A 25,114-nucleotide genomic window follows, 5' to 3' on the forward strand; every position below is an offset into this window, starting at 1 on the left:
TCCCGAGTGGCGTGTTCGCCAGTGCTGTCCGCGACCGGATCGGCGGCGCGGCAAGCGGGTTCGACGATCGGGATACCGAGCGGTTGCGCATCGGCGGACTGTGATCAACAGTGGTGTCCAATGGCGGTGGAGCGACGGGAGGCCGGCATGGACCACACGGACGTGGTTGTCGTCGGTGCCGGATATGCGGGATTGGCCGCGGCGCGGGCAGTGCGGGCGGGTGGCCGCGCGGTGGTCGTGCTCGAGGCCGCCGGACGCGCCGGCGGCCGGGCATTGACCGACCGGATCGCGGACGAGTGGGCGGTTGACCTCGGCGCCCAATGGATCTCCGGCGCCCACACCAGGTTTGCCGCGCTGGCGCAGGAGTACGGCGCGGACACCTACCCGGCGCCGTCCGACGGCGCGAACCTGCTGGTCGAGGGCGCCGTCCGGCAACCGTTCCGCGGGGCACGCCCGCCGCTGCCACCGCTCGTGCTTGTCGTCCTCGCGCAGGCCATGTGGCGGATCGAGCGGCTCGCGGCGCGCATCGACCTCGCCCGCCCGTGGACCACCCCCGGCGCCGACCGGCTCGACGCGATGACCGCGGCGACCTGGTTGCGCCGCAACCTGCCCGAGCGACGGGCCAGGCATATCGCCGAGGTGATGGTCGGCGAGGAACTGTGCGTCGACGTCGGCAGCGTCTCGATGCTCGCCCTGCTGACCACCATCCGCGCCGCGGGCGGCGTCGAGGCCGGCGTGACGGCCGAGACGGTCACCCGCTTGTTCGTCGACGGCGCCGACGGCCCGGCCCGCGCGATCGCCGCGGAGTTGGGCTCCGCGCTGCGGCTGAACGCCCCGGTCACCTCGATTCGGCGAGTGCCGGAGGGTCTTTCGGTACGCGGCGAGTTCGGCGAGGTGCGGGCCGGGCAGGTGATCGTCGCGCTGCCGCCCGCGCTGGCCGGGCGGATCGGCTACGACCCGCCGTTGCCCGCCGCTCGCGACCACCTGACCCAGCGGATGCCGATGGGGTCGGTGCTGAAGGCGTTCGCCGTCTACGAGCGTCCCTTCTGGCGCGATGATCGACTCACCGGCCAGGCGTTGAATCTGCACGATCCGGTCCCGATCACCTTCGATGCCACCCGCCCTGGCGGTCCCGGGGTGCTCGGCGCCCTCGTGCCCGGCCGCGCCGCGCATCGGCTGGCGGCGCTGTCCGCCGACGAACGCCGGACCATGATCGTCGGTTCGCTCGTTCGCGCGTTCGGTCGCGCGGCCCGCGATCCGATCGACTGGCGCGAGAAGGTCTGGGCCGACGATCCCTACGCCCGGGGCGGGTACGGGGCGTTCTTCCCGCCCGGTGTGCTGACCAGCATCGGTTCGGCGTTGCGTCAGCCGATCGGTGCGATTCATTGGGCGGGGAGCGAAACCGCGACGGAATGGGCGGGTTATATCGAAGGTGCCATCCGGTCCGGCGAACGCGCGGCGGCCGAGGTACTCGCTACCGACGGTGTCACTGCCGTGCGGGAATAGAGGTATCAATGCCCCTGTCAGCTCGGGAAATTCGACGGGTGAATCAACTGGTCGATCGTCCAGCTTGAGAAGTGAATGGTAGATCGATTGATAATGCCCGTACATATCCATTTACGTTTCTCTGACGCGCCCCTACATTCCTGGAGCCAAAAAGGCGGATTCGACCTCGGGTAATGGCGAATAGTGATCTCCGTTATGTTGACTGAGATTCCGTCGTGCGCGAACCATGGACCGCATGGCACATTCAGCAAACCTTCAGCAAAGGGTGGTGTGGCCCAGCCGCATGTTCCCGGCCGCGGTGTTGGTGTTGTGCACAGTGCTGGTCGGCGGGTGGTTCGCCGAACCCGGCTCAGCGACCGCGGATCAGCCCGGTTGCACCACGGACGTCTCGGTCCCCAATGAACTGACGGTGACCTGCGACCCCGGTTCCGGAGTCGGCGAGCACGCCTTCATCCGCTGTCGCGACCTGCTCGGCATGCCGCATACCCATATCGGCGCCACCATCGGACCGGATGGTGGTTGGTCCAGGGCCAATTGTGCCCCGGCCGAAACCGGTCCGGTCTGATCCGGGCGGGGCTTTGTTTCCCCTATATCGCCTTCGCGCCGGAGCCCGCGACACGCACTACGACAGGGCCATGGGCGCATCGTAACCAGCACGTCCTACGGACGGGTTCACGGAGAGGCTCCAGTAATGCGCGTAGTCACCAAGGATCGTCAAAGAGAAACCAAAGCTTCGGCACGGCACCGCAAGACGGTGCAGAAATCCCGGCGCGGCATGTATGCCGCCGCGACTTTCGCCTCCATGGCGACCGCCATGATCGGCGCAGGCCACGCCTCGGCCGATATCGAGTTGCCCGCACCACCTTCCGATCTGAACGGAGTGCTGTCCGGCGCCGGTGATGTTGCGGGACAACTGCTCGACCCGGGGCAGCAGGAAGCGCTGAACAACGCACTCGGCGCCGCGAGCGCGGCAAGTGCGAACACTCCGTTCGGCGACCAGGTGAACTCGGCGATCGATACCTATCGGGGCGGTGGAGGCCCGTCGCCCGAACCGTCGTGGGGTGGCGGTCCGGCCGCTCAGAACGACCCTGGCACGGTTGTTTCAGAGGTGGCGGGCCGCGTCCCCGCACCGGTGGCCGATCTCGCCGCTACCGTCGCGCAAATCGCCGGTTCGGGCATGCAGCTCGATCAGCTGGCCACCTGGGCGGACAAAACCTTCCCCGACGGCCCGATGCGCGGCCCGGTCAACGACCTGCTGGCCTTCGTGCAGCAGGCCACCGAAATGGCAGGCACCCGGCGCAGCAGCGCGACCCCGGCCATCGACGACCTGATCGACCAGGCGCGCACCCTCTTCGGCTTCCCCAAGGACGGACCGGACCCGGTCAAGGGTCTGCGTGATCTGCTCACTCCGACTGTGGGACAACAGAACCCGGCCGCTCAGCAGTTGCCGCCCGGTCTGCTCGCGATCGCCGCGCCGGTCATCGGCCTGTTCGCGCCGCAGTTGGCTGACCTCGCGCCGGTGCTCGCATTCCTCGCACCGCTGCTCGCCTTGGCCTCGAGCCCGGCCGCCGCGATCGGCGCCGTGTTCACCCAGATCCGCGACGCCGTGCGCGGGCTGGTCTCCGATGCCAGGCAGCCCGCGGCGCTGCCACTGCTCGCCTTGCCGGTGATCGCGCTGTTCGCGGTGGTGCCGCTGCTGTTCGCGGGCGGGATCGGGGTCGCCGCCGTACTCACCCTCGGCGCGGTGGTGCTCGGCGCGATCCTGTTGGCTCCGTTGGCGATCGGTGCGCTGGTCATCGGCGGGCTCGTGCTTGCGGTACTGGCGGTTCCGGTGCTGATCGTGCTTGCGGTGATCGCGATTCCGGTGTTGCTCATCGCGATTCCGGTCGCCCTCGTCGCGTTCGCGGTGTTGGCGCCGGTCGTTCTGGTCGGTGGTGTCGCCGCGATCGCGGTGGCCATTGTCGGCGGAATCGCCCTTGCCGTAGTCGCTTTGGCCGCCGGGCTGGCGCTGAGTGTCGTCGGGTTCGTGGTGCTGACCGCGGCCGCGCTGCTGGCCACCGTTTTCGTGCCGGTCCTCGGACTGGTGGTCGCACCGCTGTTGTTCACCGGTGCGCTTGCCTTCCTTGTCGTCAGCCTGATCGCCACCGCCGTCGCGTTCTTCGGTGTGCTCGGAGTGGCCGGACTCGCTACCGCCGCACTGTTTGTCGGAGTCGGGCTGCTTTCGCTGCTCACCCCGTTCGGGCTCATCGCCATTCCGATCCTGATCGCACTCGCGGCGGTCGCGCTGGTGGCGTTCGGCGCGGTCGGTCTCGCGGGCGGCGTGATCCTGGCCGTGGTGGCGCTCGCCGGGTTGCTGGTCCTTTCGGTGGCCGGGGGTGCCGCGGTGACCGTGCTGCTCGCGCTTGCGGTGGTGGCGACCGCGATTCAGCTCGTCGCCGCGGCGGTGTTCTGGGCGGGGCTGTCCGCGGCGGGCATTCTGTTCGCCGCGCTCGGTGCGGCGGGTGTCGCGCTCGCGGTGGTCGGTGGGTTGATCGCCACCCTCGCGCTGGTCTTCGCCGTCCCGGTGCTCGGGCCGCTGCTGGCTCCGTTGCTGTTCATCGGCCTGGTCGCCATTCCGGCGGCGCTGGGACTCGCGGTGCTGTTCGGTGGGTTCGGATTGATCGCGTTCTCGGTGTTCGCCTTGACCGGGACGGTTCTGTTGGCGATCACCGGGCTGGCCGCGGCCACCTTGGCAGCGACGCTCGTGTTCATGGTGACCATGCCGTATGCGATCCCGCTGATTCTGGTTGCCGCACTGGCCTTCTCGATCATTACCGGCGCTGGCATCGGCGTGGTTGCCGCAGCGTTCACGGTGGTGACCTGGCTGGGCGGTGGGGCCATCGTGCTCGGACTGCTTGCGTTCGCGCTCGCCGCGGTCGCCGCGGTGTTCGCCGGTGGGCTGGTGGTCTCGGTGCTGTCGTTCGTGATGCTCAGCCTCGCGGCGTTGGCGCTGATCGTGATCAACCCGCCGCTCGCGCTGATCGCGCTGCCGCTGCTGTTCGGCGGGGTGCTGCTCGGCACGCTGGCGACCATCGGCACGGTGGCCGCGGTCAGCACGCTGCTCGGCGGATTCGTCGCGGCGCTCGGGCTCGGACTGGTGGGCGCCTGGATGTTCTTCGGCGTGCTGGCGCTCGGCGTGTTCCTGGCGGCGTCGGCGCTGTTCCCGCCGCTGCTGTTGGTCACCGTGCCGCTGGCGGCCGCGGCCATCGCGGTCATGGCGGTGCTGGCGCTGGCGACCATCGCGGTCGGCGGGGCCGGTCTCGGCGCGATCCTGTTGGCGGGCGGGCTGATTTCGGCCGTGCTCGCGGTGGCGGCGGTGCTGGCCACCGCAGCGGTCGCGGTGGTCGGGTTCGCGCTCGCCGCGGTGCTGACGCTGCCCTTCCTGATCTTCGGGCCGTTCGCGGTGGTGGTGTCGACGGCGCTGTCGCCGATCATCGCGCTCGCCCTGCTCGCGGTGTGGTCACCGGTGCTTGTTGCGGGGCTGGTGGTCGCGGCGCTCGCCGTTGGCATCGGCTTGTTCGGACTGGTCGGGTTGCCCGCACTGGCGGCGCTGATCGGGGTCGCGGTGGTTGCCGCCACGACGGCGCTGGCGGTCACGCTGTTCGTCGGCAGTCTGCTGCTCGACTTCGCCACGCTCGGGGTCGCCGCGGCGGTGCTCGCGCCGCTGGTCGCCTTCGCCGGACTCGGTGCGCTGGCGTTGCTCGCGCTTCCGGTACTCGCCCTGCTTGCCGTGCCGGTGCTCGGCTTGGCCGCGCTGGGTGCGCTGGCTCTGGTCGCGCTGCCGGTGCTGGCCGTCGTCGCGCTGCCGGTGCTCGGGCTCGCTGCGCTCGGTGCGCTTGCTGCCGTGGCCATTCCGGTGATCGCGGTGCTCGCGCTGCCGGTGCTGGCGTTGCTCGCCCTAGTGGCGGTGCCGCTGCTCGCGTTGGCCGGACTGGCCGCGCTGGCGGCGACCTTCGTGGCAGGCGCGGTCGCCGGGGCAACGGCCCTCGCGGTCGCGGTGCTCGGCGCCCTCGCGCTCGGTGCTCCGCTGGCCTTGCTGGTGATCGTCCCGCTGCTGGCCCTGGCCGCCGTCGGCGCCCTCGCCCTGCACGCGCTGCCGGTGCTGTTGATCGGCGGGGCCTTGGCCGCCGCGATCGGCGTGCCACTGGCCGTGCTCGGTGCGCTGGCCTTGCTCGCGTTGCCGGTCGTGCTGATCGGTGGTGCCCTGATCGGCTTGGCCGCCCTGATCGGCGTCCCGCTCGCCGCAGTGGGAGCCGTTGCGCTGCTGGCACTTCCGGCACTCCTGATCGGCGGCGCACTGGTGGCAGCCGTTGGCATCCCGCTCGCGGTAATCGGCATCCCGGTCCTGCTCGCCGGCGCCGCCCTGGCCGCCCTGGCCGCTCTGGTCGGCGTGCCAGTCCTGGTGATCGGTGGTGGCTCAGCTGCCCTCGCCGCCGCCTTCATTGCGGTGAAGTTACTGATCTGCCTGCCACTCACCCTCGGTGCCCTTGCGCTGCTTGCCCTTCCGGTGCTGCTGGTCGGCGGTGCGTTGGCTGCGGTGGTCGGTGTGCCGCTGGCGGCAGTGGGAGCGCTTGCGTTGCTTGCGCTTCCGGTATTGCTGGTCGGCGGGGCGTTGGCCGCGGTGGTTGGGCTGCCGTTGGCGGCGCTGGGGCTGTTCGCGCTGATCGAGATCCCGAAACTGCTGCTCGGTGGGGCGCTGGCTGCGGCGGTTGCTGCCGCGCTGGCACCCCTTGCCGCACTGGGTGTGGCGGCGCTGATCGCCGCACCGCTGGTCGGGATCGCGGGGTTGGTCGGTGCGCCGCTTGCCGCGCTCGGGGCTGCGGCGGCGGTGGCGCTTGCCGTCGCGATTGCCGTGCTGCTCACGCCGGGGGCGCGGGTCGGCATCATCTCCGCCATCCGGGCCGCGCTGGATCGCAATGGGCCCCTCGGTGCTTGGGGTGGCGGGACGGCGGCGACCGGAACGCAGTTCCTCGACGACATCCCCGACGACCCGAGCCTGGAGCAACTGGCGGCCTCGTTGCAGCAGCTGCTCGCGCCACTGCCGAGCGAACCCGCGCCCGCGCCGGTCGCGTTCGCCGACCTGCCCTACTCCGGAAAGGGGGCTGCCGAAGCGGTGGCGCACGATCGCGCCTCGCGGCTCGTCAGCGTTTCGCTGTGACGAAACATGCACAGTGCCAAGCAATCCGACGAAGGAGATCAGACATGACGCACACACCGGAAACCCTGCACCTGGAGTACCTCTACGGCCCGCAGTGGCACCAGGCCGTCCGCATCATCGAACGCTCCGGCCAGCTGACCGCCGAGGAACGGGAGAAGCTGAACGCCGCCTCGAAAAAGCTGATCCAGGACAAGGTTTCGGCCCTGTCCAACGGCTCCGGCCTCGAAGGCGGGCTCAGCGGACTGCTGGCCGGCCTCGGCATGGGCGCGAATGCCCAATCGGTGGCGGCGCATCCGCTGAATATCGCTACCGCGACCGCCAAAGCGTTCGGGCGATCCCGCAACGTGCAGCTCGCGGGGATGATCGCCGGTCAGGCCGTCTCGCCGACCGCGGTCGGCACCACTGGCGACCTCAGCGGACTGCTGGAGTCGTTCGGCTCGATCGGCGCGGTGGCTGTGGTCGGTCAGGCCGTCACCGCGACGGTGCTGAGCGACCTGATCGGTCAGGGCGAATTCACCCAGGCCGTCTATGACGAGCTGATGGAGCCGTGGAGCAGCACCATCGACGCGTAACCGGCGACGAGTACGAAAGGGGTTGGCACCATGTTCGATTCGCGAAACATCGGCTCCGGTGGGCTCAGCACCGATGCGCTCGGTGGTCTGCTCGACGTCGGATCGGCCCCCGTCGCGTTCGGTTACTACGAACGTGACGAGGTCGCCGTCGCCGCGGGGGTCGAGTGGAACACCCGGTCCCGCACCGACCCGATCGGCTGGTGGAATCGGCACCGGCAGGTACAGGCGGGGTTCGGCATGGCCTTGGTCATGACCCTCGCCTTCGTGCCCGCCGTGCAGAACGCGATCCTCACGGTGCTGACCCATGCCGCGTAGCGCGCGTCGCAGCGGGAGGCCGGTCCGCCGAGGGATAACCGTCCTCGGCGGACCGGCCGTGGCCGCGCTGTTCGTGTTCGTGGCCGTGCTGCTGAGCGGATGTTCGAGCTCGGGTTCGACGGACACAGTGCGCAACCGGGTTGCCGATGCTGACAAGACGGACTGCGCCCTCGGTGGTCAAGCCGTCGCCGGTCTGCGAGATACGTTCCGGCAGTTGTCCGAGCAACTCGACGGCCTGAGTCCGGCCGCGGCCCGTGGTGACTTCGGCGACGTGAAAACTCGTGTCACCCAGGGTATGTGGCTGTCCCATCAGGTCTCGAACACCATCGATCCGGTGGTCGACCGGATGGGCTCCCCGCTGATCGGCAGCGCCTATGGCGACGTGGCGACCGCGGGCGGCCGATTGCACGACTCGCTGTCGGATTTCGCCGCCGTCCTGGACAACGGCCATCCGGCCCAGCCGGTAGCCGACTCGGTCACCGCCGCCCTGACCGACCTCAACGCCTCGATGGACCGTATGCGCCGCGCCTGCCCGAGCGTCTTCGCCGAACCGAAGGGCCCGCAGTACGGTCCACCGCTCAGCGTGCGCTGAGCTCGATCACGCACCGGTAGAACGTCTTTCGAAGAGCCGATCCCTGGCAACGGAGAGGGCACGGGAGACGGCCCCGGTGAGTACCCCGTCGTCGCCGAGCGTGCTGGCGACGATGCGGGGGTGCAGCGGCCCGAGTTCGGCCATGCGGCGCTCGATGGCGTCGCCGAGCAGCTCGAGGTTGTTGCCGATCCCACCGCTGAGCACCACGAGTTCCGGATCGAGGATCGCGGCGACAGCGGTGATGAGCGCGCCGATCCGGCGGCCCTCCGACTCGACCACCGCCTCGGCCCGAGGGTCACCCGCGGCCGCCGCGGCGAAGATCTCCTTGGCGGAGGCGCCGGGCAGTCCGGCCTGTTCGGCGGCGCGGGCGACACCGCCCGCGGCGGCGACGGTTTCGGTCAAGCCGCGCTCGCGGGCATCGAGTGGGGGAGCGTCGACCTCGCTGGCGGGCAGGAACGAAACCTCGCCCGCCGCACCGCTGTTGCCGACATAGAGTTCGCCGTTGATCACGATGCCCATGCCGACGCCGGTGCCGATCGAGATGAGCACGAAGTTGCGGATGCCCGCGCCCGCACCGAAGGTCAGCTCGCCGACCGCGGCGAGATTGATGTCGTTCTCGATGGTCGACTCGACCTCGAGCGCGGCCCGCAACTGGGTGACGAGCCCGGCGCGGCCCCAACCGGGCAGGTTCTGCGCGTAGTCGAGGCGGCCGGTCTTCGGGTTGAGCACGCCGGGACTGCCGATCACCGCGTAATGCACCGCGGACCAGTCGATGCCGGCCTCCTCGGCGACCTGGTCGGCCAGCGATCGCACCCGGCGCACCAGATCGGCGGCCGAACGCGCGGTGTTGCGCACATCGCGACGGCCGATGAAGTCACCGCGCAGATCGGCGATGGCGAGGCGAATCCAGTTCCGGCCGATATCGACTCCGGCCACCACGCCCGCGCGTACATTCACGTCGTAGAGCGCGGTGGTCGGTCCCGGCCTGCCGCTGAGCGAACCGACCAGCTGGACCAGACCCGCCTGCTCCAATCCCGAAAGTGCCGCAGACACTGTCGGTTTCGACAAACCGCTGGCCTTGGCCAGTTCGCCGCGCGAAGCCGGGCCGTCCACCCGCAGGTAGTCGAGCAGCAGTCGCTCGTTCATCGTCCGAAGGAGCTGGGGATTGCCGACCCTACTCATCAATCCTCCTGCTCGTACCACTGGACACCTCCGTGTTAGTAAACTACCTTTCTTACCAACGCTCAACCGGGCGCTCTCACTCTCCTCTCGGCACGGTGACCTCATGCGTCGAATTCAGCTCCTCACCGCGGCGGCGGCCGCACTCGTTCTGGCGGCAGGCTGTAGCTCCGGCGACAGCACCAGAGACGCGAAATCGGGCGGCGACAACCCGACGATCGCGCTGCTGCTCCCGGAATCCAAGACCACCCGCTACGAAGCCTTCGATCGCCCGTTGTTCGAGGCGAAAGTCAAGCAGCTCTGCGAGAAGTGCAAGGTGCTCTACTTCAACGCCGATCAAGACGCGGCAAAGCAGCAGGGCCAGTTCGAATCCGCGCTCACCCAGGGCGCCGACGTCATCGTGTTCGACGCGGTCAACGCCGATGCCGTTGCCCCGCAGGTGAACACGGCGAACCAGAAGAACATCCCGGTGATCGCCTACGACCGGTTGATCTCCGGCATCACCTACGACTACTACGTGTCGTTCGACAATGTGAAGGTCGGCAAGGTGCAGGGCGAGGCGCTGCTGGCCGAGCTGACCAAGCGCGGCACCCTGGACAAGGGCCAGCTCGTGGTGATCAACGGCTCGCCGACCGACCCCAGTGCGGGCGACTACAAGAAGGGCGCGCACGAGGCGCTGGACGGCAAGGTGAAGATCGGACGCGAATTCGACACGCCCGATTGGTCACCCGACAAGGCGCAGCAGCAGATGGAACAGGCCATCACCGCGCTCGGCAAGGACGCGATCGTCGGGGTGTACTCGGCCAACGACGGCATGGCGGGCGGCGCGATCGCGGCGCTGAAGCGGGCTGGCTATGCGACGCTGCCACCGTTGACCGGGCAGGACGCGGAACTCGCAGGCGTGCAACGCATCCTGACCGGCGAGCAGACCATGACCATCTACCTCGACTACCGCGCCCAGGCGGAGAAGGCCGCCGAACTGGCGGTGGCGCTGGCGTACGGCGAGAAGCCGGTGGCACCCGCGAAAACCAACAACGGCGTGACCGACATCCCGTCGTACCTGCTGGAAGCGATCGCGGTCGGCAAGGACAACATCAAGGACACCATCGTCAAGGACGGGCTGTACACCGTCGCCGATATCTGCACGCCCGATGTCGCGGCGGCATGTCAGGCCGCAGGTATCAAATGACAGCTCCCACAACGGTTCTCTCGGCGCGCGGGCTGAGCAAGCGCTACGGCGCGGTGCAGGCCTTGGCGGGGGCGGACCTCGAGGTGCGCGCCGGGGAAGTGGTGGCGCTGGTCGGTGACAACGGCGCGGGTAAATCGACACTGGTGAAGGCGATCTCGGGCGTGACCGTGGCCGACGAGGGCGAGATCGTGTTCGCGGGGAGACGGTGCGGATCAACCGCCCGCAGGATGCCCAGGCGTTGGGTATCACCACGGTGTTCCAGGATCTCGCGTTGTGCGACAACCTCGACGTCGTCGCCAACCTGCATCTCGGTGCGGAGGCCCAAATCTGCAGCGTGCTGGACGAAATCGAGATGGAGCGCAGCGCCCGCGATCTACTGGCCTCGCTCGACGTGCGGATCAAGGACGTGCGCGCACCGGTGTCGGCGCTGTCGGGCGGGCAGCGGCAATCGGTCGCCATCGCGCGGGCGTTGCTCGGGCGGCCGCGGATGGTGATCCTCGACGAGCCGACCGCGGCGCTCGGTGTCGAACAGACCGCGCAGGTGCTCGCGTTGATCGGCCGACTGCGCGAGCGCGGCCTCGGCGTGCTGTTGATTTCGCACAACCTGGTCGATGTGCGGTCGGTCAGCGACCGCGTGGTCGTGCTGCGGCTGGGCCGCAATGCGGGGGAATTCGAGACCGCCAACGCGACTCAAGAAGATATCGTGGCAGCGATCACGGGAGCAGCTGCATGAGAGAGCGTAGCGAACGAATCATGTGTCAGGATGCGTCGCGCGTGACGGTACCGAGCGTCGGCGAGGTAGGTCATGAGTGACATCGTTGTGAAAAAAACTGTCTGGCAAGGAAATCAGGGGCGCGGGTTGGCCGATGCCGCATTGGATCGTCTGCGCCGGGGCGAGGTCGGCTCGGTACCGGTCGCGATCGGGCTGGTGATCATCGCGGCGGTGTTCTACCGGCTCAACGCTCATTTCCTCTCCGCGGAGAACCTCACCAACCTGGCTTTGCAGATGGCCGCGACCGGAACCATCGCGCTGGGCATCGTTTTGGTGCTGCTGCTCGGCGAGATCGACCTCTCCGCGGGCTCGGTCAGCGGTTTGACGGCCGTGGTGATGACGCTGCTCTACGTGCGCCACGGCTGGAACGTCGTCGTCGCGGTGATCGCCGCGGTGGCCGTCGGCGCCGCGATCGGCCTGCTGCACGGACTCATGCGCACGATGCTGAGCATGCCGTCGTTCGTCGTGACGCTGGCCGGGCTGATCGGCTGGCAGGGGCTGATGCTGTACCTGCTCGGCAAGGAAGGCACCGTCAACCTGCCCTTCGACCGCGGCATCGCCACCATCAGCGATACCTGGCTCGCGCCTGCGCTCGGCTGGCTGCTCGTCGCGCTGCTCGCGGGCGGGCATCTCGCCGCGAGCCTGATCACCAGGCAGCAACGCGTCCACGCCAAACTCGATGTGCCTGCACCGATCTGGATCGTGCTGCGCTCGGGTGGCCTCGCCGTTCTGCTCGGTGCCACCGTCGCGGTGCTGAATACCGATCGCGGCGTTCCGTTGACCCTGGTCATCTTCGGCGGTCTCGTGCTGGCTCTCGACCTGATCCTGCGCCGGACGGTGTTCGGCCGCCGCATGTACGCGGTCGGTGGCAACGCCGAGGCGGCGCGCCGGGCAGGCATCAATGTCACCGGGATCCGCATCGCCGCCTTCGTCGGCTGCTCCGCCCTGGCCACCCTCGGCGGCATCCTCGCCGCCTCCCGCCTGGTCGCGGTCAACCAGAGCTCCGGCGGCAGCGACATCCTGCTCAACGCCATCGCCGCCGCGGTGATCGGCGGCACCAGCCTGTTCGGCGGGCGCGGCCGCGCCTACGCCGCCCTGCTCGGCATTCTGGTCATCCAATCCATCACGAACGGCATGCTGCTGCTCAACGTGGACTCCTCGGTGCGCTTCATGGTCACCGGTGCTGTCCTCGCGATCTCGGTCGCCATCGACTCGGTCGCGCGGCGCGGCGCCGAGGGAGCGCGCTGAGCTACGGGCGATCCACGATCGCCCGGCGGAGGGGCGCCTGAACGCGACTCGGGTTGTCTCGCGTTCAGGTGGTCCCGCAGGTTCGCCGTGCGACGGGAGGCTGTGATGGGTCCGTCGATGCAGGGCCGATGTGTGCGATCGAACACCGCGACCCGGTAACGCAGCTGGACGTCTGCCCGACACGCTGGGAGTTGGGTACGAGTTCGCCAGTTGTGTGGGTCGGGGTTTTGGGAGTGTGTTCGTGGATCGCAGTTGCACGTGGCGGATTCGGGCTCGCGCGGTAGTACTCGCGGCGGCACTGTGTCTCGGTGTCGGCACCGCGGCCGGTGCGCAGGCCGAGGCGCCGGCCTGGTCGAGCGCGGCCTGGGTCGGCACGCCCGCCGCGCCGGACGGCTCGGTGATCGCGCGGGTCGAGGAACCCGACGGCCGCAATATTCGTATTTGGGTGCGGTCGGCGGCGATGGACGGCGCGACCTTCCCGGTCGACATTCAGCGCCCCGCCGACACCACCCAGCCCAGGCCGACGCTTTACCTGCTGAACGGTGCGGGCGGCGGCGTGGATGATGCCAGCTGGCAGCTGCGCACGAACGTGCTGGACTTCCTGTCGGACAAGAACGTCAACGTGGTGCAGCCGGTCGGCGGTCAGTTCAGCTATTACACGGACTGGATGAACTACGACCCGGTGCTCGGCCCGAACAAGTGGAAGACCTACCTCACCGAGGAACTGCCGCCGCTGATCGACGCCGCGCTCGGTACCAACAAGGTGAACGCGATCGCCGGTCTCTCGATGGCGGGCACCTCGGTGCTCGCCCTGTCCATCGCCGAGCCCGAGCTGTATCGCAGCGTCGCTTCCTACAGCGGCTGCGCCCAGACCAGCGACCCGATCGGCGAGGCGTTCGTCCAGATGACGGTCGAACGCGGCGGCGGGACCGTCGCCAACATGTGGGGCCCGCCCGGCAGTCCGCGCTGGGCGGCCAACGACCCGCTCGTGCACGCGGACAAACTGCGCGGCGTGAACCTGTTCGTCTCCAGCGGCAGCGGACTGCCCGGCCCGCACGACGCCCTCGACGGACCGTTCCAGATCAAGCCCGGCGTCGCGCAGTGGACCGATCAGCTGGTGGTCGGCGGTGCGATCGAGGCGGGCATCCGGATGTGCTCGGTGAATCTGCAGAATCGGTTGCACCAGTTGGGTATTCCGGCCACCTTCGACTTCACCCTGACCGGGACGCACTCGTGGGGCTACTGGCAGGACGCGTTCGTCGCGTCGTGGCCGGTGCTCGCCAAGGGCCTGTACAGCTGAGCTACCCGCCGACCGCAGCCGTGTGATCCAGGTCATCCCACGTAGGAGGTTGCGGTCGGCATAGGGTGGGCTAAGGTGGGTAAACCGATGCAGATATGCGCATACGTGGCGGTGATGAAAGCGGGCGGCTAATGGGACATGAACACGAGCACGGACACGGCCATGGCAACGGCCACGCACACTCGCACGGGGTGTCCGGTGACGCCGATCGCCGCTGGCTGACGGTCGCGCTGGCGCTGATCGCCGGATTCATGTCGATCGAGGTCGTGGTGGGTCTGCTGGCGAATTCGCTGGCCCTGCTCTCGGACGCGGCGCACATGCTCACCGACGCGGCATCGATCGTGCTCGCGCTCACCGCGATTCGGATCGCCGCCCGGCCCGCGCGCGGCAAATATACCTACGGCTTCAAGCGGGCCGAGATCCTGTCCGCGCAGGCGAACGGCGTCACGCTGCTCGTGCTCGCGGGCTGGCTCACCTACGAGGCCATCCGTCGCCTGCTCGATCCGCCGGAGGTGACCGGTGGGCTGGTGGTCGTCACCGCGCTGGTCGGCATCGTGGTGAATGTCGTTGCGGCGTGGGCGATCAGCAAGGCGAACCGCTCCAGTCTCAACGTGGAGGGCGCGTTCCAGCATGTGCTCAACGACCTGTACGGCTTCATCGCCACGGCCGTTGCCGGAGTCGTCGTGCTGCTCACCGGATTCGCCCGCGCGGACGCGATCGCCACGCTGGTCGTGGTCGCGCTGATGGTGAAGGCGGGCCTCGGCCTGGTCCGCGAATCGGGCCGCATCTTCTTGGAAGCCGCCCCCGCGGGCGTGGATCCGGATGCGCTCGGCCGGCGCCTCGTCGAGATCCCCGGCGTCGACGAGGTACACGACCTGCATGTCTGGCAGATCACCTCCGGCAACGTCGCCCTGTCCGCACACGTTCTCGTCCAACCGGGCGCCGACTGCCACGGCCTGCGCCAGCAGATCGAACGCCTCCTCGACCACGACTACGAAATCACCCACACCACCCTCCAGGTCGACCACTCCCAACTGGTCGCCACCGCCGCAGGCCCCACCGCGGACCGCCTACTCCCGGTACTGGAGGAACACTGCGACGACTCCCACGGCCCCATCCACCGCGAACGCCCCGGTCTAGACCACCCTTAGGCCCACGCTCGCCGACCGTGCCTACCTCTCGCGGGACGTTCGACGCCGCGCGAGGTATGCATAGTCCACCGATTACGGTGCCCGAGTAGCCTTTCGGCCACGACGGCGACTGTGCCGAGGGCCTTGTTTGCGAGCAGGTGGTGCGTGGTCGCAACCCTCAACCGAGCCTGGAATACGGCGGGATCGGTCAGCACGACCCAGCACCCCCGCGTAAGCGAAGCGTTAACAGCCTCGAGCAGCACGTTAAGGATCTTATAAGCAGGAAACAGGTTCAGGTCCCTAGCTTTTGTAGGTGCCAGCCTCCAAATATCAAGGGGCGAGCAACATTCGAATATTCAGGTTCGAATGATTCAAGTAGGGGAGGGATTACATTGCTTACTCAACGTGTTCGACTCATCACCGGACTTGCCGCGGGGGTACTCGGTGCGGCGTTCCTGACGGTGGGCGGTGCGGGATCGGCGTCGGCGGCCACGGCGCCGCAGACCTGTATCGACGCGTGGGACAGCGGCCGAGTCATCGCCTGTGTCTTCCGGAATGAGCAGGAATGCCGGGCCTGGGTGGCCGGATCCGTCGCTGCGGGTGAAGGTAGAGAATCGGCGGCAGGCTGCTTGTGGAACGACGCCGGGAGCCACCTGCCGCAGTGGAACAACAAAGCAGGCTACATCGGTGGTGTCCTCTACGTGTACTAGCCGATAGCGGCAGCTACCGCTGGGCAAGCCGGTCCACTTCCGTCGGAGTCGACCGGCTTGCTGCTTGTGATTGTGCTGCGGGGGCGGGCTTTCGGTCCGGCTAGCCGACGAGGCGGGGGAAGGGCTGTTCGGCTTCGAGGAGGTAGGCGAGTTCGAGGAGGGTGCGTTCGTTGCCTCGGGTGCCGGCGAACTGGATGCCGATGGGCAGGCCGGAGGGGGTGAGGCCGGCGGGGATGGTGATCGAGGGGGTGCCGGTGATGTTGTTGATCGGGGTGAACGAGACGTAGGTGCGCAGGCGGTCGAGCAGTTCGTCGAACGGCACTGTGGGACTGAGATAGCCGAGCTCGGGGGTTTCGTGGCCGAGGGTGGGCAGCAGGACCGCGTCGTACGGTCCGAGGGCGCGCTCGTAGGTCGCGGCCGCGGCGCGTAGTCGGTACAGGGTCAACGGGAGACGCCATGCGCTGCGCAGGAAGTGGCGGCGCAGGCCGAGGGTGAGATCGTCGAGCCGGCCGGCGTCGAAGCTGCGGTCGGCGATCTTGCCGGTCGAGGCGACGAACGTGGCGAGCAGACCCCAATAGTGCAGAAACGCCGTCTCCAGCGCGGCATCGAACGGCAACGGCACCGGCTCGACCCGATGGCCATGGGATTCCAGCGTGGCAGCGACCTTTTCGACCGCCGACCGAATCGGACCCGTCGGCACCGGGCCACCCACGTTCTCCAGCAATAGCGCGATACGCAGCGGTTTGGACCCCGGACCCTCGACATAACCGATCGGCGGCAACGCCGGGTTGCGCCAAAACTCTTCCACCGCAGCGGTATACGCCGCAGTGTCGCGCACCGTCCTGGTCAGCACACCCTCGCTCACGATATTGATCGGCAGCTTGCGCGCCATCGCCGAATCGATGTGCCGACCGCGGCTCGGCTTCAGCCCGACCAAACCGGCGCAGGCCGCCGGAATACGAATAGACCCGCCGCCGTCGTTGCCGTGCGCGATCGGCACCACGCCCGCGGCGACCAGCGCGGCCGACCCGCCCGACGAACCGCCCACCGAATAACCGGTGTGCCAAGGGTTTCGGGTCGGCGGGGCGAACGGCGGCTCGGTGGTGGCGTTGAACCCGAACTCGGGCAGCGTGCTCTTGCCGAGCACCGTCATGCCTGCACTGAGGAATTGGCGGGCATACCCGCCGTGCTCCTTCGCGGGCTTGGCCGCAAACGCCTGGGTGCCGTGGTTGCTCGGCATCCCGACGATGTCGGCATTGTCTTTCACGAATGTCGGGACGCCGTAGAGCCTGCCGGTCGGTTCGGCGGGCAGCAGCGGCTGCTCGTAACTCTCGTACGCGACGGCCGCCAGCTCCTCGACCGCGCGTGCCCGGTCCGCCGCCGCGGCGGCCAGCTCGCGCGGGCTGCGTTCTCCGCTGCGCACCAGCTCGGCCAGCGCGACCGCGTCGTGCTCGCCGAGCGCGTCGTCGGCGAAGGAATGGATGCGGGTGGTCTGAGCGTCAGCGGTCACTCCACGAATCTAGCCACGCGCGGGCACCGGGTCGACTGTCCAAGTGGCGGCCGTCACCCGCAGGTCGGCGGTCTACGGTGGAGCGGCAACCCCGCTGGACGACCAGGAAGGAAGTTGATGGTTTCGTCGGTCTCCGACCCGGTGCCGCCGCAGGGGCGGATCGGCGCCCTGCTGTTCGCGCTTCCGCCCGCGGGCCGTCGGTGGAGTCCTGGCCTGCGGTCCGCGCTGGCCTTCGCGCTGCCTGCCGCGGTGGTCGTGGCGCTGGGGCAGCCGGAGCACGCGCTGTTCGTGCTGTTCGGCGCCTTCGCGGTGATGTACGGGGAGCGCAGGGCGTACCGCATGCGGGCGGGCGTGGTGCTCACCGCGGGCCTCGCACTGCTCGCGTGCTGCGGTGTCGGCGCCATGCTCGGACACGGGCTCGCCGGTGGACTCGGCGCCTCGCTGCTGACCGTGTCCTTGCTGACAATCGTCGCGGTGGTCGCCGTCTACGCGATCGACGCGTTGCGGCTCGGCCCGCCCGGCGCACTGCTGTTCGTGATCGCCTGCGGCGGCGCGATGATGGCCGCCGAGGCGGGCATCTCGACGGCAGCGCTGTTGTCCTGCACCGCCTTCGGCGTCGGCGCGTCGGTGCTGGCGTCGATGGCGGGCGTGCTGCGCGACCGGCGCAAGCCCGAACGGGTCGCCGTCGAAGCGGCGATCAACGCCGTCGATGCCTATCTGTCGGCCCGGTCAGCGGGCCTGCCCGCCATCGACCTGCGCCATCAGGCGGGCGGCGCGGTGGCGGAGGCGTGGGCCGCGGTCTACGACGCAGGCCTGCCGAGCCGGACACCGGATTCGGAGCTGCTGGCCGAACTGGTGACGGCCCGCCGCCGCCTCGCGGGTCCGGCCTATGACGACACCAACGAGTTGGTGGTCGACCCGCTGATCTCGTTCGTGCGCCCGGGCGTCTGGTTCCGGTTGCGTCGCGCGCTGTCGTTCGATTCGCACCCGACCATCAGCGCCTTCCGGGTCGGCGTCGCCTGCCTGGCCGCCGGCGGACTGAGCGCACTGCTCGGCCAGCCGCGCCCGCACTGGGCGGTGTTCACCGCGCTGATGGTGTTGCAGATCGGCCCCGACCGGGTGCGCGGCAAGGTGCGTGGCATTCACCGGTTCGTCGGCACGATCGTCGGCCTGGCGCTGTTCGGGGTGGTGCATCAGCTGGCGTTCACCGGCTATGCCCTTGTCGCGCTGGTGGCCGCGCTGCTGTTCTGCATGGAGCTGTTCGTGCCACGCAACTACGCGCTGGCCGCGATCTTCATCACGCCCATCGCGCTGCTCGCGGTGGGCAGCACCCCCGACGGCGCCGTCGCGCCGCTGATCCGCGACCGCTTCATCGAGACCGTGCTCGGCGTGGGGATCGCGGTGCTCGTGCCGCACGTCGTCGTCCCGCGCGCACACCGGCGCACTTTCCGCTGGATCGAGCGGCGGGTAGGTGCCGTCGCCCGCGACCTGCTGGAACTATCGCGCACCGAGCCGGCCGGTGCCCCTGCGGTCGCGCTGACCCAGCAGTTGCAGTTCGAACTGGTCGGCGTCGCACGCAGCGGAATCGACTCGGCCACCGAAGAACCCGCGTGGACCGCCGAGCACTGGCCCGCGCACGCCGCCACCGCTCACCTCGGCTACGACCTGCTCGCCGCCTACTGGGAGCTGCCCCCTGGCGCGCTGCTGGCCGACCCGGACCGCTGGATTGCCGAATTCGATGCGTTGACGCCGGTTTCCACGCACCCCTAGCGAGTGCTTACTCCTGCTAGCGTTCGAGCATGCAGGACAGTGTGACAGTGCGAATGGCCGCGCCCGCCGACAAGATCTGGGAGCTGGTCAGCGATATCACCAATACCGGGCGCTTCAGTCCGGAGACCTTCGCCGCCGAATGGCTCGGTGGCGCTACCGGACCCGCCGTCGGGGTGAAGTTCCGCGGACACGTGAACCGCAACGGCTGGGGTCTGAAGTATTGGACGGTGTGCCGGATCGACGCCGCCGAGCCGGGGCGCGAATTCGCCTTCACGGTGCTCGGCCCCGGCAATATGCCGATCAATACGTGGCGCTATCGGTTCGAGCCGGTCGACGGCGGCACCGACGTCACCGAATCGTTTCAGCTGCACAGCAACCCGGTCTTGCGGGTGTATTGGCTGCTGGCCGGTCGGGCGCGCCGCAAGACGAACGTCAACGGGATGCGGGAAACGTTGAATCGCATCAAGGCCGTCGTAGAACAGGGGTAACCCCCGTCAGTTCACGCAGGGGACGGTGCTGCCGATCGTCGTTGTGATCGGCTTGCCCGTGTCGGGGGCGGGCTCGCTCGGGGTGGTGGGTGTGACCGTGGTCGGCGCGGTCGACGTGGCCGAGCTCGCGGCCAGCTCGTCGGGCATGGTGAAGTCGCTGCCGAGGACCACCTGGATGTGCCCCGGCGCGACACTCGTTCCGGCGGTGGCCGTGAGTCCGCCGAGGGTTTCGGCCAACTGGGTGGCGTCCGCCTCGGCGCCGGTGCCATAGGTCACCGTGGTCGTGGTGGTGGCACTGCCGCGGTTGCCGACTGTGCCCTCGCGATAGCCGCGGGCGGTCAGCGCGGTGGACAGCTGGCCCGCCATTCCGGCCACGCTGCCCGCGTTCAGCACGTCGACCGTGCTGGTCGGCGGGCGCGCCGGGGTGGTGCTCGGCGTCTCGACCCCGAACGCGGACCGCACCTCTTTCTTGATCGCGGCCGGATCGATGATGTTGACGTCCTGACCGTTGATCGTGTCGTAGCGCAGCACCGGCAGCGTTCGGAACTCGACCCCTATCGAGCCCGCGGCACCGAGGCTGCTGGCGAAGTCGAGCAGGTCCCAGCCGTCGGAGAGCACCACGTCCTGGTGCGCCACCTTCATCAGCTCGTTGAGCTTGCCCAGATTGGTCAGCGTGCCGGAGTCCTTGAGCGACTTGGCGACCGAGGTGAGGTAGGCCTGCTGCCTGCGCGTCCGGTCGAGGTCGCCGTTCTCCAGGTTGTGGCGCTGCCGGACGAAGGCGAGCGCTTCGGAACCGTTGAGGTGCTGCGGCCCGGCGGGGAACACAGCACCGGAGTAGTAGCTGTCGTCGACGGCCTTGTTCAGGCACACGTCGACACCGCCGAGCGCCTCGGCCAGGTGATAGAAGCCGGCGAGGGCTACCTCGGCGAACCGGTCGATCGGCACGCCGGTCAGGTTGCGGACGGTGGACACGATGGACGCCCGGCCCGCTTCCCGCCCTGCGCGTTCCAGGGTGAGCTGGTCTTTTTCGCCGTTCGCGATCAGTTTGGCTTCCGTGGCCGCCTTCTTGAGCCCGTACGCCTCCTTGATCTTGATCTTGTCGTAACCCGGGATACCGGACACCGAGACGTAGCTGTCGCGCGGGATGGAGAACGCGACGACTTTGCGCATATCCGCCGGGACATGCAGCAGGATCAGCGAATTCGCGTTGTAACCGCCGTCGTCGCTGTCGCCCGCGTGCAGCTTGTCGAGGATCTCTTTCGGCAGGGCGTTGCCGTTCTGGTCCTTTCGGGTGTCCAAACCGATCAGCAGAATGTTGAGGTCACCGCCCAGCGAATGCGGTGCGTCGGCGCCGATCGCATCGGAGCGGTTGAACCCGTTGTTGAAGTCGACCTTGGCCGACCATGCGAACCCGGTACCGGAGAGCACCGCGAAGGCGGTGACCGAGACGAGCACCCGCACCGCGTTCTTCGCCACGCTCCGGGACCGGTGCGGGGGCGCGGCTACTCGGCGGGCTTTCGGGGCGGCGCGGCGGTGCCGTGCGCGGCGTGCGGGCGGGTCGGTGACCTTGGCGAACTCGACGGTGTCGTCATCGCTCATCGCTGCGGACGCTCGGTCCATCGCCGCGGACGCTGGGTCCATCGCCGTGGACTCTGTGCCCTCCGCCTTCTTCGGCACTCGTGCCACGGATTGTTCCTCGCCGTCTCGATCGCTGTCCGACTCCGTCGAGAGTACGCACGCGCGCGTAATACCCAGATCATCGTCGGTTATGTAGTGGTGACGCGGTCTAGGCTCGAGCCCATGTCTGCTCCCGTGCTTCTCGTGCTCGGCGCCGGTCCCGGTGTCGGATTGGCCGTTGCCCGACTCTTCGCCCGTGACGATCACGCGGTGTTCCTGGCCTGCCGGCTGCCGGAGGAGGCCGAGCCGCTCGCCGCGCAGTTACGCGGCGAGGGCTTCGACGCCGAGGGCGTCGGCGTCGACCTGTCCGATCCGGCCGACGTGACCCGGGTGGTGACGGAGGTGGGGCAGCAGCACGGCCGGATCGATGTGCTGCATTTCAACCCGAGCATGTTCCGGCAGGCGGACCCGTTGCAGCTGTCGGTGCCGGAGCTGATCGAGGACTTCACCATCGGTGCCGCCGCGCTGCTGCCAGCCGTCCAGGCGGCGCTGCCGTTCTTCGCCGAGGGCGCGCGAGTGCTGGTCACCGGAAGCGCCGCGGCGGACAAGCCGTGGAACCAGGCCGCGTCGCTCGGCGTGCAGAAGGCGGCGGTCCGCAACCTCGTCACCAGCTTGGATACCACGTTGGCGCCCAAGGGTATTCGGGCCGTCGCGGTGCAGATCAACGGTGTGCTCGGCGAGGGAGCGTTCACCAGGGACCGAGTCGCCGAGGCACTGCACGCCGCCGCGGTCCGCCCGCTCGACGCATGGACGCCGCACACGTCCTACAACGGCTGACCAGCCGCTGTGCCGAAGACCACGGTCCGGGGGTGGCGCGACGGCGCTCGATCAGCTGCTCGAAGTAGCCGCTGAGTTCGGTTCCGGCGCGCTGTATCTCGGCCGGATCGGCGCGGAATTCGGTGGCCTGCTTCGAGGTCGGGTCCAACGTGCGGGCCAGCAGGGCCGACCAATGGCTCAGCCGCGCTTCGTCTTCCAGCGGCACGCCGAGCAGTTCACAGATGACGGTCACCTGCAGCGGATAGGCGAACGCGGTGACGGCGTCGAATGCGCCTGCCGCCGAGTGTTTGTCGAGGATGTCGTCGACGATCTCGGTGATCCGGGGCGCGAGCTGCTGCACCACCCGCGGGGTGAAGGCCTTCGACACCAGCCGCCGCAGCCGGGTGTGGTCGGGCGGGTCGAGGAACAGTGTTCAGCATGCGCCCAGGCGACCGGCTCGCGCCATGGCAGCGGCCGAATGATCAGGACAGGGCCAGCGTTGCTGCGGTAATAGCCTTGGCCGCCCGGTCCACGTCGGTGTCGGTCGTGCGCCAGTTGCTGAATGCGGCACGCAGCGCCGGTTGCCCTTCGTAAATGGTTGGCGTCACGAAGGTTTCGCCGGTCTCGGCAATGGCTTCGGCCAGTGCGTCGACCCGCTCGGCGGTGGCCCGGTCGGTTAGCGTGAAGCAGACGACATTGAGGCGGACCGGCGCGACGAGCCGGAGTAGTCCGGTGGCAGTGAGCTGCTCGGCGAGGTTGTTCGCGCAGGAGATATTGCGCCGGACGATGTCCTGGTGGCCATCGCGGCCGTACGCGGTCAGGGAGAACCAGGCGGTAAGCGCGCGCAGCCGCCGCGAGTTCTCCGGGACCAGGTGCCCGAAATCCGGGGTGTCGGTGGTGGGCGCGGTCAGATACGCGGCGGAATTCAGGAAGACGCGCAGTTGCAGATCGCGGTGCCGGGTGAACTGGACCGCCGCGTCATACGGCACATTGAGCCACTTGTGCAGGTCGACGCAGACCGAATCCGCCTCGCCCAGACCGTCGACCAGCGCGGCGTGCTCTGGTGAGAGCGCCGCAAACGCACCGAACGCACCATCCACATGCAGCCAGAACGGATAACGCTGGCGCAGTGCGGCAATCGCGCGCAGGTCGTCGAAGTCGACGGTGTTCACCGTGCCCGCATTGGCCACCACGATGGCCGGCTGACCATCCAGCGCCGCGAGCGCCGAGCCGAGCTCGGCCACGTCGACGGCTTCCCGGCCCGGCAGGGTCGGCACCAATTGCACACTGTCGCGGCCGATCCCGAGCATCGACAACGATTTGACGATGCTGGAGTGCGGCGTCCCCGACAGCACGCGCACCGGCCCGAGCGCGCCGAGTCCGGCCTGTGCCACCGAGATTCCGCGCTGCTCGCCTAGCCACTCCCGCGCGATCGCCAACCCGACGAAGTTCGACATGGTCGCCCCGCTGACGAAAGCCCCGGTGTGCTGATCCAGGCCGAACAGCCGCCCGATCCAATCGACCGTCTGCTGTTCGAGCTCGACGGCCGCGGAGTCCTCGCCCGACATCGCGTTCTGATCGAGCACCCCGGTGAGCCAGTCGCCCGCGACCGAGGCCGGGGTGGCGCCGCCGGTGACGAAGCCGAGGTAGCGCGGTCCCGCGCTGCCGGAGAACCCGGGCTCCCACCGCTCGCGGAACAGCGCGAGCGCCCGGCGCAGGCCGACACCGTGCTCCGGAAGTTCTTCGAGCCCTACCTCTTTCGGTGCCCGCGCGACCGGCCGGGTGTCGATGCCGGTCAACAGGTCCGTCGCCGACGCGCGCACCGCGTCCAGCAGTGCGGGTAGCTCGGCCAGGTCGTTGGCAAGGTTTTCGTCCACCCTGCCGACGCTACGAGCCGGGCACCCGTCTTGTCGGGAGCCAGTCCGAAGGTGCTGGCCTTGCCGCTACTTCAGCGCGCTGCCCTGCAACCACTGATCCCATGGCACGCCCCAGTCGCCGTTCTGCCAGACCTCGAGCGGCGCGCCGCCGGTATTGCGCACCTCGACCACATCGCCGGGGAGCGAGAACTCGTAGAACCAGCGCGCGTTCTCCGGACTGAGGTTCAGGCAGCCGTGCGAGGTGTTGGTGTTGCCCTGCGCCCACATGGTCGAGGCGAGTTCGTGCAGGTAGATGCCGTCGGTGCTGATCCTGGTCGCCCAGTTGATGGTCTCCTTGTAGCCGAGCCGCGAGTTGACCGGCAGCCCGAAGGTGGAGGAGTCCATGATCACCGGGTTGGCCTTGCTCATCACCGTGTAGACGCCGGGCTGGGTCCAGAAGGTGATCGTCTTGCCGCCCACGGTCTCGCTGCCACCCATGCCCATCGAGGTCGGCATGGAGCGGACGAGTTTGCCGTTCTCGTAGACCTGGACCTGCTTGGTGTTGTCGTCGGCGATGGACACGTGCGAGGCGCCGATGGTGAACGACGCCTTGCTGTCCTCCTGGCCGTACAGGCCGTTGCCGAGGTCCACCGCGTAGATGTTGGCCGCGACGTTCACCTTCGTGCCCGGCGGGTAGTACTCGCGCGGGCGCCAGTGCGCGCGGCGGTTGTCGAGCCAGTACCACGAGCCCTCCAGCTGCGGGGTCGTGGTCACCGACAGCCGTTTCTCGGCCAGCGCCCGGTCCGGGACGTCCTCGTCGAAGTGGGCCACGATGACGGCGCCGACGCCGTAGGTGCCACCGTCGAGCAGCCCGCCGCCGGTGTTCTCGAAGTAGACCTTGGTCTGGTTGTTCGGCGTCAGCGTGGCGAACGTCGAGGTCTGCGGGCCGCTGCGGCCGGTGATCGTGAGACTCTCGGCGGTGATGGTGTAGGTGTGGCCGTAGCCGAGCGGTTCGGTGGGTTTCCACGCCGTCTTGTCCGGCGTCAGGATGCCCTCGATCTGTTTGCCCTGCTCGTTGGTCATGCTGACCGAGGTCAACATGCCCTCACCCCCGCTGACCTGGACCGGTGCGGTCGGGTCGATGTCCTTCGCACCCGGTGCCGGGGTGAAGGAGATGGCGGGCGGCGCGGGGTCGGCCGCTCCCGGCTGCTTCGACTCCGACCCTGAACAACCGGCAACCACCAGTGCGATGACCAGGATGACAATCCCGGCCACGCTGGATCGGAAGCGGCGACTCGACATGATTTCTCCTGTGTTCGCCGTGCGCTTCCCGCTGCGCACCTCTCT

General features: G+C 68.8%; 20 protein-coding genes and 1 pseudogene. 15 read left to right on the forward strand and 6 right to left on the reverse strand.

The window, feature by feature from the left end; all coding sequences use genetic code 11:
- Positions 1-147: 147 nt before the first annotated feature.
- From DMB37_RS27700 to DMB37_RS27725, 6 genes are all read left to right on the forward strand, one after another.
- The gene (locus DMB37_RS27700; RefSeq protein ID WP_167768953.1) at positions 148-1,506 is read left to right on the forward strand and encodes an FAD-dependent oxidoreductase; all 1,359 of its coding nucleotides are present in this window, start codon (positions 148-150) and stop codon (positions 1,504-1,506) included.
- Between the two features lie 235 nt (positions 1,507-1,741).
- The gene (locus DMB37_RS27705) at positions 1,742-2,071 is read left to right on the forward strand and encodes a hypothetical protein (protein ID WP_240771677.1); all 330 of its coding nucleotides are present in this window, start codon (positions 1,742-1,744) and stop codon (positions 2,069-2,071) included.
- Between the two features lie 126 nt (positions 2,072-2,197).
- Positions 2,198-6,703: a hypothetical protein gene (locus DMB37_RS27710; RefSeq protein ID WP_135235173.1), complete on the forward strand. Its 4,506-nt coding sequence runs from the start codon at positions 2,198-2,200 to the stop codon at positions 6,701-6,703.
- 44 nt (positions 6,704-6,747) lie between these two features.
- The gene (locus tag DMB37_RS27715; protein WP_135235174.1) at positions 6,748-7,275 is read left to right on the forward strand and encodes a hypothetical protein; all 528 of its coding nucleotides are present in this window, start codon (positions 6,748-6,750) and stop codon (positions 7,273-7,275) included.
- A 30-nt stretch (positions 7,276-7,305) separates the two neighbouring features.
- A complete protein-coding gene (locus DMB37_RS27720) occupies positions 7,306-7,590 on the forward strand; it encodes a hypothetical protein (RefSeq protein WP_135235175.1) in 285 nt (94 codons plus the stop codon).
- Positions 7,580-8,182, forward strand: coding sequence for a hypothetical protein (locus DMB37_RS27725; RefSeq protein WP_135235176.1), 603 nt, complete (start codon positions 7,580-7,582; stop codon positions 8,180-8,182). Before DMB37_RS27720 ends, DMB37_RS27725 begins: the two co-directional genes overlap by 11 nt.
- 6 nt (positions 8,183-8,188) lie before the next feature.
- Here DMB37_RS27725 and DMB37_RS27730 read toward each other — a convergent pair whose 3' ends face one another.
- The gene (locus DMB37_RS27730; protein WP_135235177.1) at positions 8,189-9,364 is read right to left on the reverse strand and encodes an ROK family transcriptional regulator; all 1,176 of its coding nucleotides are present in this window, start codon (positions 9,362-9,364) and stop codon (positions 8,189-8,191) included.
- Between the two features lie 103 nt (positions 9,365-9,467).
- On the opposite strand from DMB37_RS27730, the gene DMB37_RS27735 reads away from it, so the two are divergent.
- From DMB37_RS27735 to DMB37_RS27760, 6 genes and pseudogenes are all read left to right on the forward strand, one after another.
- A complete protein-coding gene (locus DMB37_RS27735; protein WP_135235178.1) occupies positions 9,468-10,550 on the forward strand; it encodes a sugar ABC transporter substrate-binding protein in 1,083 nt (360 codons plus the stop codon).
- Positions 10,547-11,283 (forward strand): annotated as a pseudogene (locus DMB37_RS27740) (ATP-binding cassette domain-containing protein). Before DMB37_RS27735 ends, DMB37_RS27740 begins: the two are co-directional and overlap by 4 nt.
- A gap of 72 nt (positions 11,284-11,355) precedes the next feature.
- Positions 11,356-12,570: a sugar ABC transporter permease gene (locus tag DMB37_RS27745; protein ID WP_135235179.1), complete on the forward strand. Its 1,215-nt coding sequence runs from the start codon at positions 11,356-11,358 to the stop codon at positions 12,568-12,570.
- 241 nt (positions 12,571-12,811) lie between these two features.
- Positions 12,812-13,870, forward strand: a complete 1,059-nt coding sequence (locus DMB37_RS27750; protein ID WP_370465220.1) for an alpha/beta hydrolase — start codon at positions 12,812-12,814, stop codon at positions 13,868-13,870.
- A gap of 131 nt (positions 13,871-14,001) precedes the next feature.
- Entirely contained in the window at positions 14,002-15,021 is a 1,020-nt protein-coding gene (locus DMB37_RS27755) for a cation diffusion facilitator family transporter (protein ID WP_135235180.1), read from the forward strand.
- A gap of 371 nt (positions 15,022-15,392) precedes the next feature.
- Positions 15,393-15,710: a hypothetical protein gene (locus DMB37_RS27760; RefSeq protein WP_135235181.1), complete on the forward strand. Its 318-nt coding sequence runs from the start codon at positions 15,393-15,395 to the stop codon at positions 15,708-15,710.
- Between the two features lie 100 nt (positions 15,711-15,810).
- On the opposite strand, the gene DMB37_RS27765 is transcribed toward DMB37_RS27760, so the two are convergent.
- Positions 15,811-17,220: an amidase gene (locus DMB37_RS27765; RefSeq protein ID WP_135235182.1), complete on the reverse strand. Its 1,410-nt coding sequence runs from the start codon at positions 17,218-17,220 to the stop codon at positions 15,811-15,813.
- Positions 17,221-17,337: 117 nt separating this feature from the next.
- Between DMB37_RS27765 and DMB37_RS27770 the strand changes: the two genes are divergently transcribed.
- Together DMB37_RS27770 and DMB37_RS27775 are read left to right on the forward strand one after the other, a co-directional pair.
- Positions 17,338-18,990, forward strand: coding sequence for an FUSC family protein (locus DMB37_RS27770; protein ID WP_135235183.1), 1,653 nt, complete (start codon positions 17,338-17,340; stop codon positions 18,988-18,990).
- A gap of 29 nt (positions 18,991-19,019) precedes the next feature.
- Positions 19,020-19,478 (forward strand): SRPBCC family protein, encoded by a 459-nt coding sequence (locus DMB37_RS27775; protein WP_135235184.1) that lies wholly within the window; start codon positions 19,020-19,022, stop codon positions 19,476-19,478.
- Between the two features lie 6 nt (positions 19,479-19,484).
- Here DMB37_RS27775 and DMB37_RS27780 read toward each other — a convergent pair whose 3' ends face one another.
- Positions 19,485-21,077, reverse strand: a complete 1,593-nt coding sequence (locus DMB37_RS27780; protein ID WP_135237857.1) for an LCP family protein — start codon at positions 21,075-21,077, stop codon at positions 19,485-19,487.
- A 201-nt stretch (positions 21,078-21,278) separates the two neighbouring features.
- On the opposite strand from DMB37_RS27780, the gene DMB37_RS27785 reads away from it, so the two are divergent.
- Complete coding sequence (locus DMB37_RS27785; protein ID WP_135235185.1) at positions 21,279-21,932, forward strand: SDR family oxidoreductase; 654 nt, start codon at positions 21,279-21,281, stop codon at positions 21,930-21,932.
- Here DMB37_RS27785 and DMB37_RS27790 read toward each other — a convergent pair.
- The 3 genes from DMB37_RS27790 to DMB37_RS27800 all read right to left on the reverse strand — a co-directional run bounded on the left by DMB37_RS27790 (position 21,844) and on the right by DMB37_RS27800 (position 25,069).
- On the reverse strand, positions 21,844-22,299 hold the full coding sequence (locus DMB37_RS27790) for a cytochrome P450 (protein WP_135235186.1): 456 nt from the start codon (positions 22,297-22,299) through the stop codon (positions 21,844-21,846). The genes DMB37_RS27785 and DMB37_RS27790 overlap by 89 nt on opposite strands.
- A gap of 94 nt (positions 22,300-22,393) precedes the next feature.
- The gene (locus DMB37_RS27795) at positions 22,394-23,788 is read right to left on the reverse strand and encodes a pyridoxal-dependent decarboxylase (RefSeq protein ID WP_135235187.1); all 1,395 of its coding nucleotides are present in this window, start codon (positions 23,786-23,788) and stop codon (positions 22,394-22,396) included.
- A gap of 66 nt (positions 23,789-23,854) precedes the next feature.
- The gene (locus tag DMB37_RS27800) at positions 23,855-25,069 is read right to left on the reverse strand and encodes an Ig-like domain-containing protein (protein ID WP_135235188.1); all 1,215 of its coding nucleotides are present in this window, start codon (positions 25,067-25,069) and stop codon (positions 23,855-23,857) included.
- Positions 25,070-25,114 lie beyond the last annotated feature (45 nt).

The sequence above is a fragment of the Nocardia sp. CS682 genome (assembly GCF_004634405.1).
Lineage (GTDB): Bacteria > Actinomycetota > Actinomycetes > Mycobacteriales > Mycobacteriaceae > Nocardia > Nocardia ninae.

Coding starts and splice junctions, on each gene's coding strand:
- DMB37_RS27700 (WP_167768953.1), top strand. CDS start 148: ATGGACCACACGGACGTGGTTGTCGTCGGTGCCGGATATGCGGGATTG.
- DMB37_RS27705 (WP_240771677.1), top strand. CDS start 1,742: ATGGCACATTCAGCAAACCTTCAGCAAAGGGTGGTGTGGCCCAGCCGC.
- DMB37_RS27710 (WP_135235173.1), top strand. CDS start 2,198: ATGCGCGTAGTCACCAAGGATCGTCAAAGAGAAACCAAAGCTTCGGCA.
- DMB37_RS27715 (WP_135235174.1), top strand. CDS start 6,748: ATGACGCACACACCGGAAACCCTGCACCTGGAGTACCTCTACGGCCCG.
- DMB37_RS27720 (WP_135235175.1), top strand. CDS start 7,306: ATGTTCGATTCGCGAAACATCGGCTCCGGTGGGCTCAGCACCGATGCG.
- DMB37_RS27725 (WP_135235176.1), top strand. CDS start 7,580: ATGCCGCGTAGCGCGCGTCGCAGCGGGAGGCCGGTCCGCCGAGGGATA.
- DMB37_RS27730 (WP_135235177.1), bottom strand. CDS start 9,364: ATGAGTAGGGTCGGCAATCCCCAGCTCCTTCGGACGATGAACGAGCGA.
- DMB37_RS27735 (WP_135235178.1), top strand. CDS start 9,468: ATGCGTCGAATTCAGCTCCTCACCGCGGCGGCGGCCGCACTCGTTCTG.
- DMB37_RS27745 (WP_135235179.1), top strand. CDS start 11,356: ATGAGTGACATCGTTGTGAAAAAAACTGTCTGGCAAGGAAATCAGGGG.
- DMB37_RS27755 (WP_135235180.1), top strand. CDS start 14,002: ATGGGACATGAACACGAGCACGGACACGGCCATGGCAACGGCCACGCA.
- DMB37_RS27770 (WP_135235183.1), top strand. CDS start 17,338: ATGGTTTCGTCGGTCTCCGACCCGGTGCCGCCGCAGGGGCGGATCGGC.
- DMB37_RS27775 (WP_135235184.1), top strand. CDS start 19,020: ATGCAGGACAGTGTGACAGTGCGAATGGCCGCGCCCGCCGACAAGATC.
- DMB37_RS27780 (WP_135237857.1), bottom strand. CDS start 21,077: ATGAGCGATGACGACACCGTCGAGTTCGCCAAGGTCACCGACCCGCCC.
- DMB37_RS27785 (WP_135235185.1), top strand. CDS start 21,279: ATGTCTGCTCCCGTGCTTCTCGTGCTCGGCGCCGGTCCCGGTGTCGGA.
- DMB37_RS27800 (WP_135235188.1), bottom strand. CDS start 25,069: ATGTCGAGTCGCCGCTTCCGATCCAGCGTGGCCGGGATTGTCATCCTG.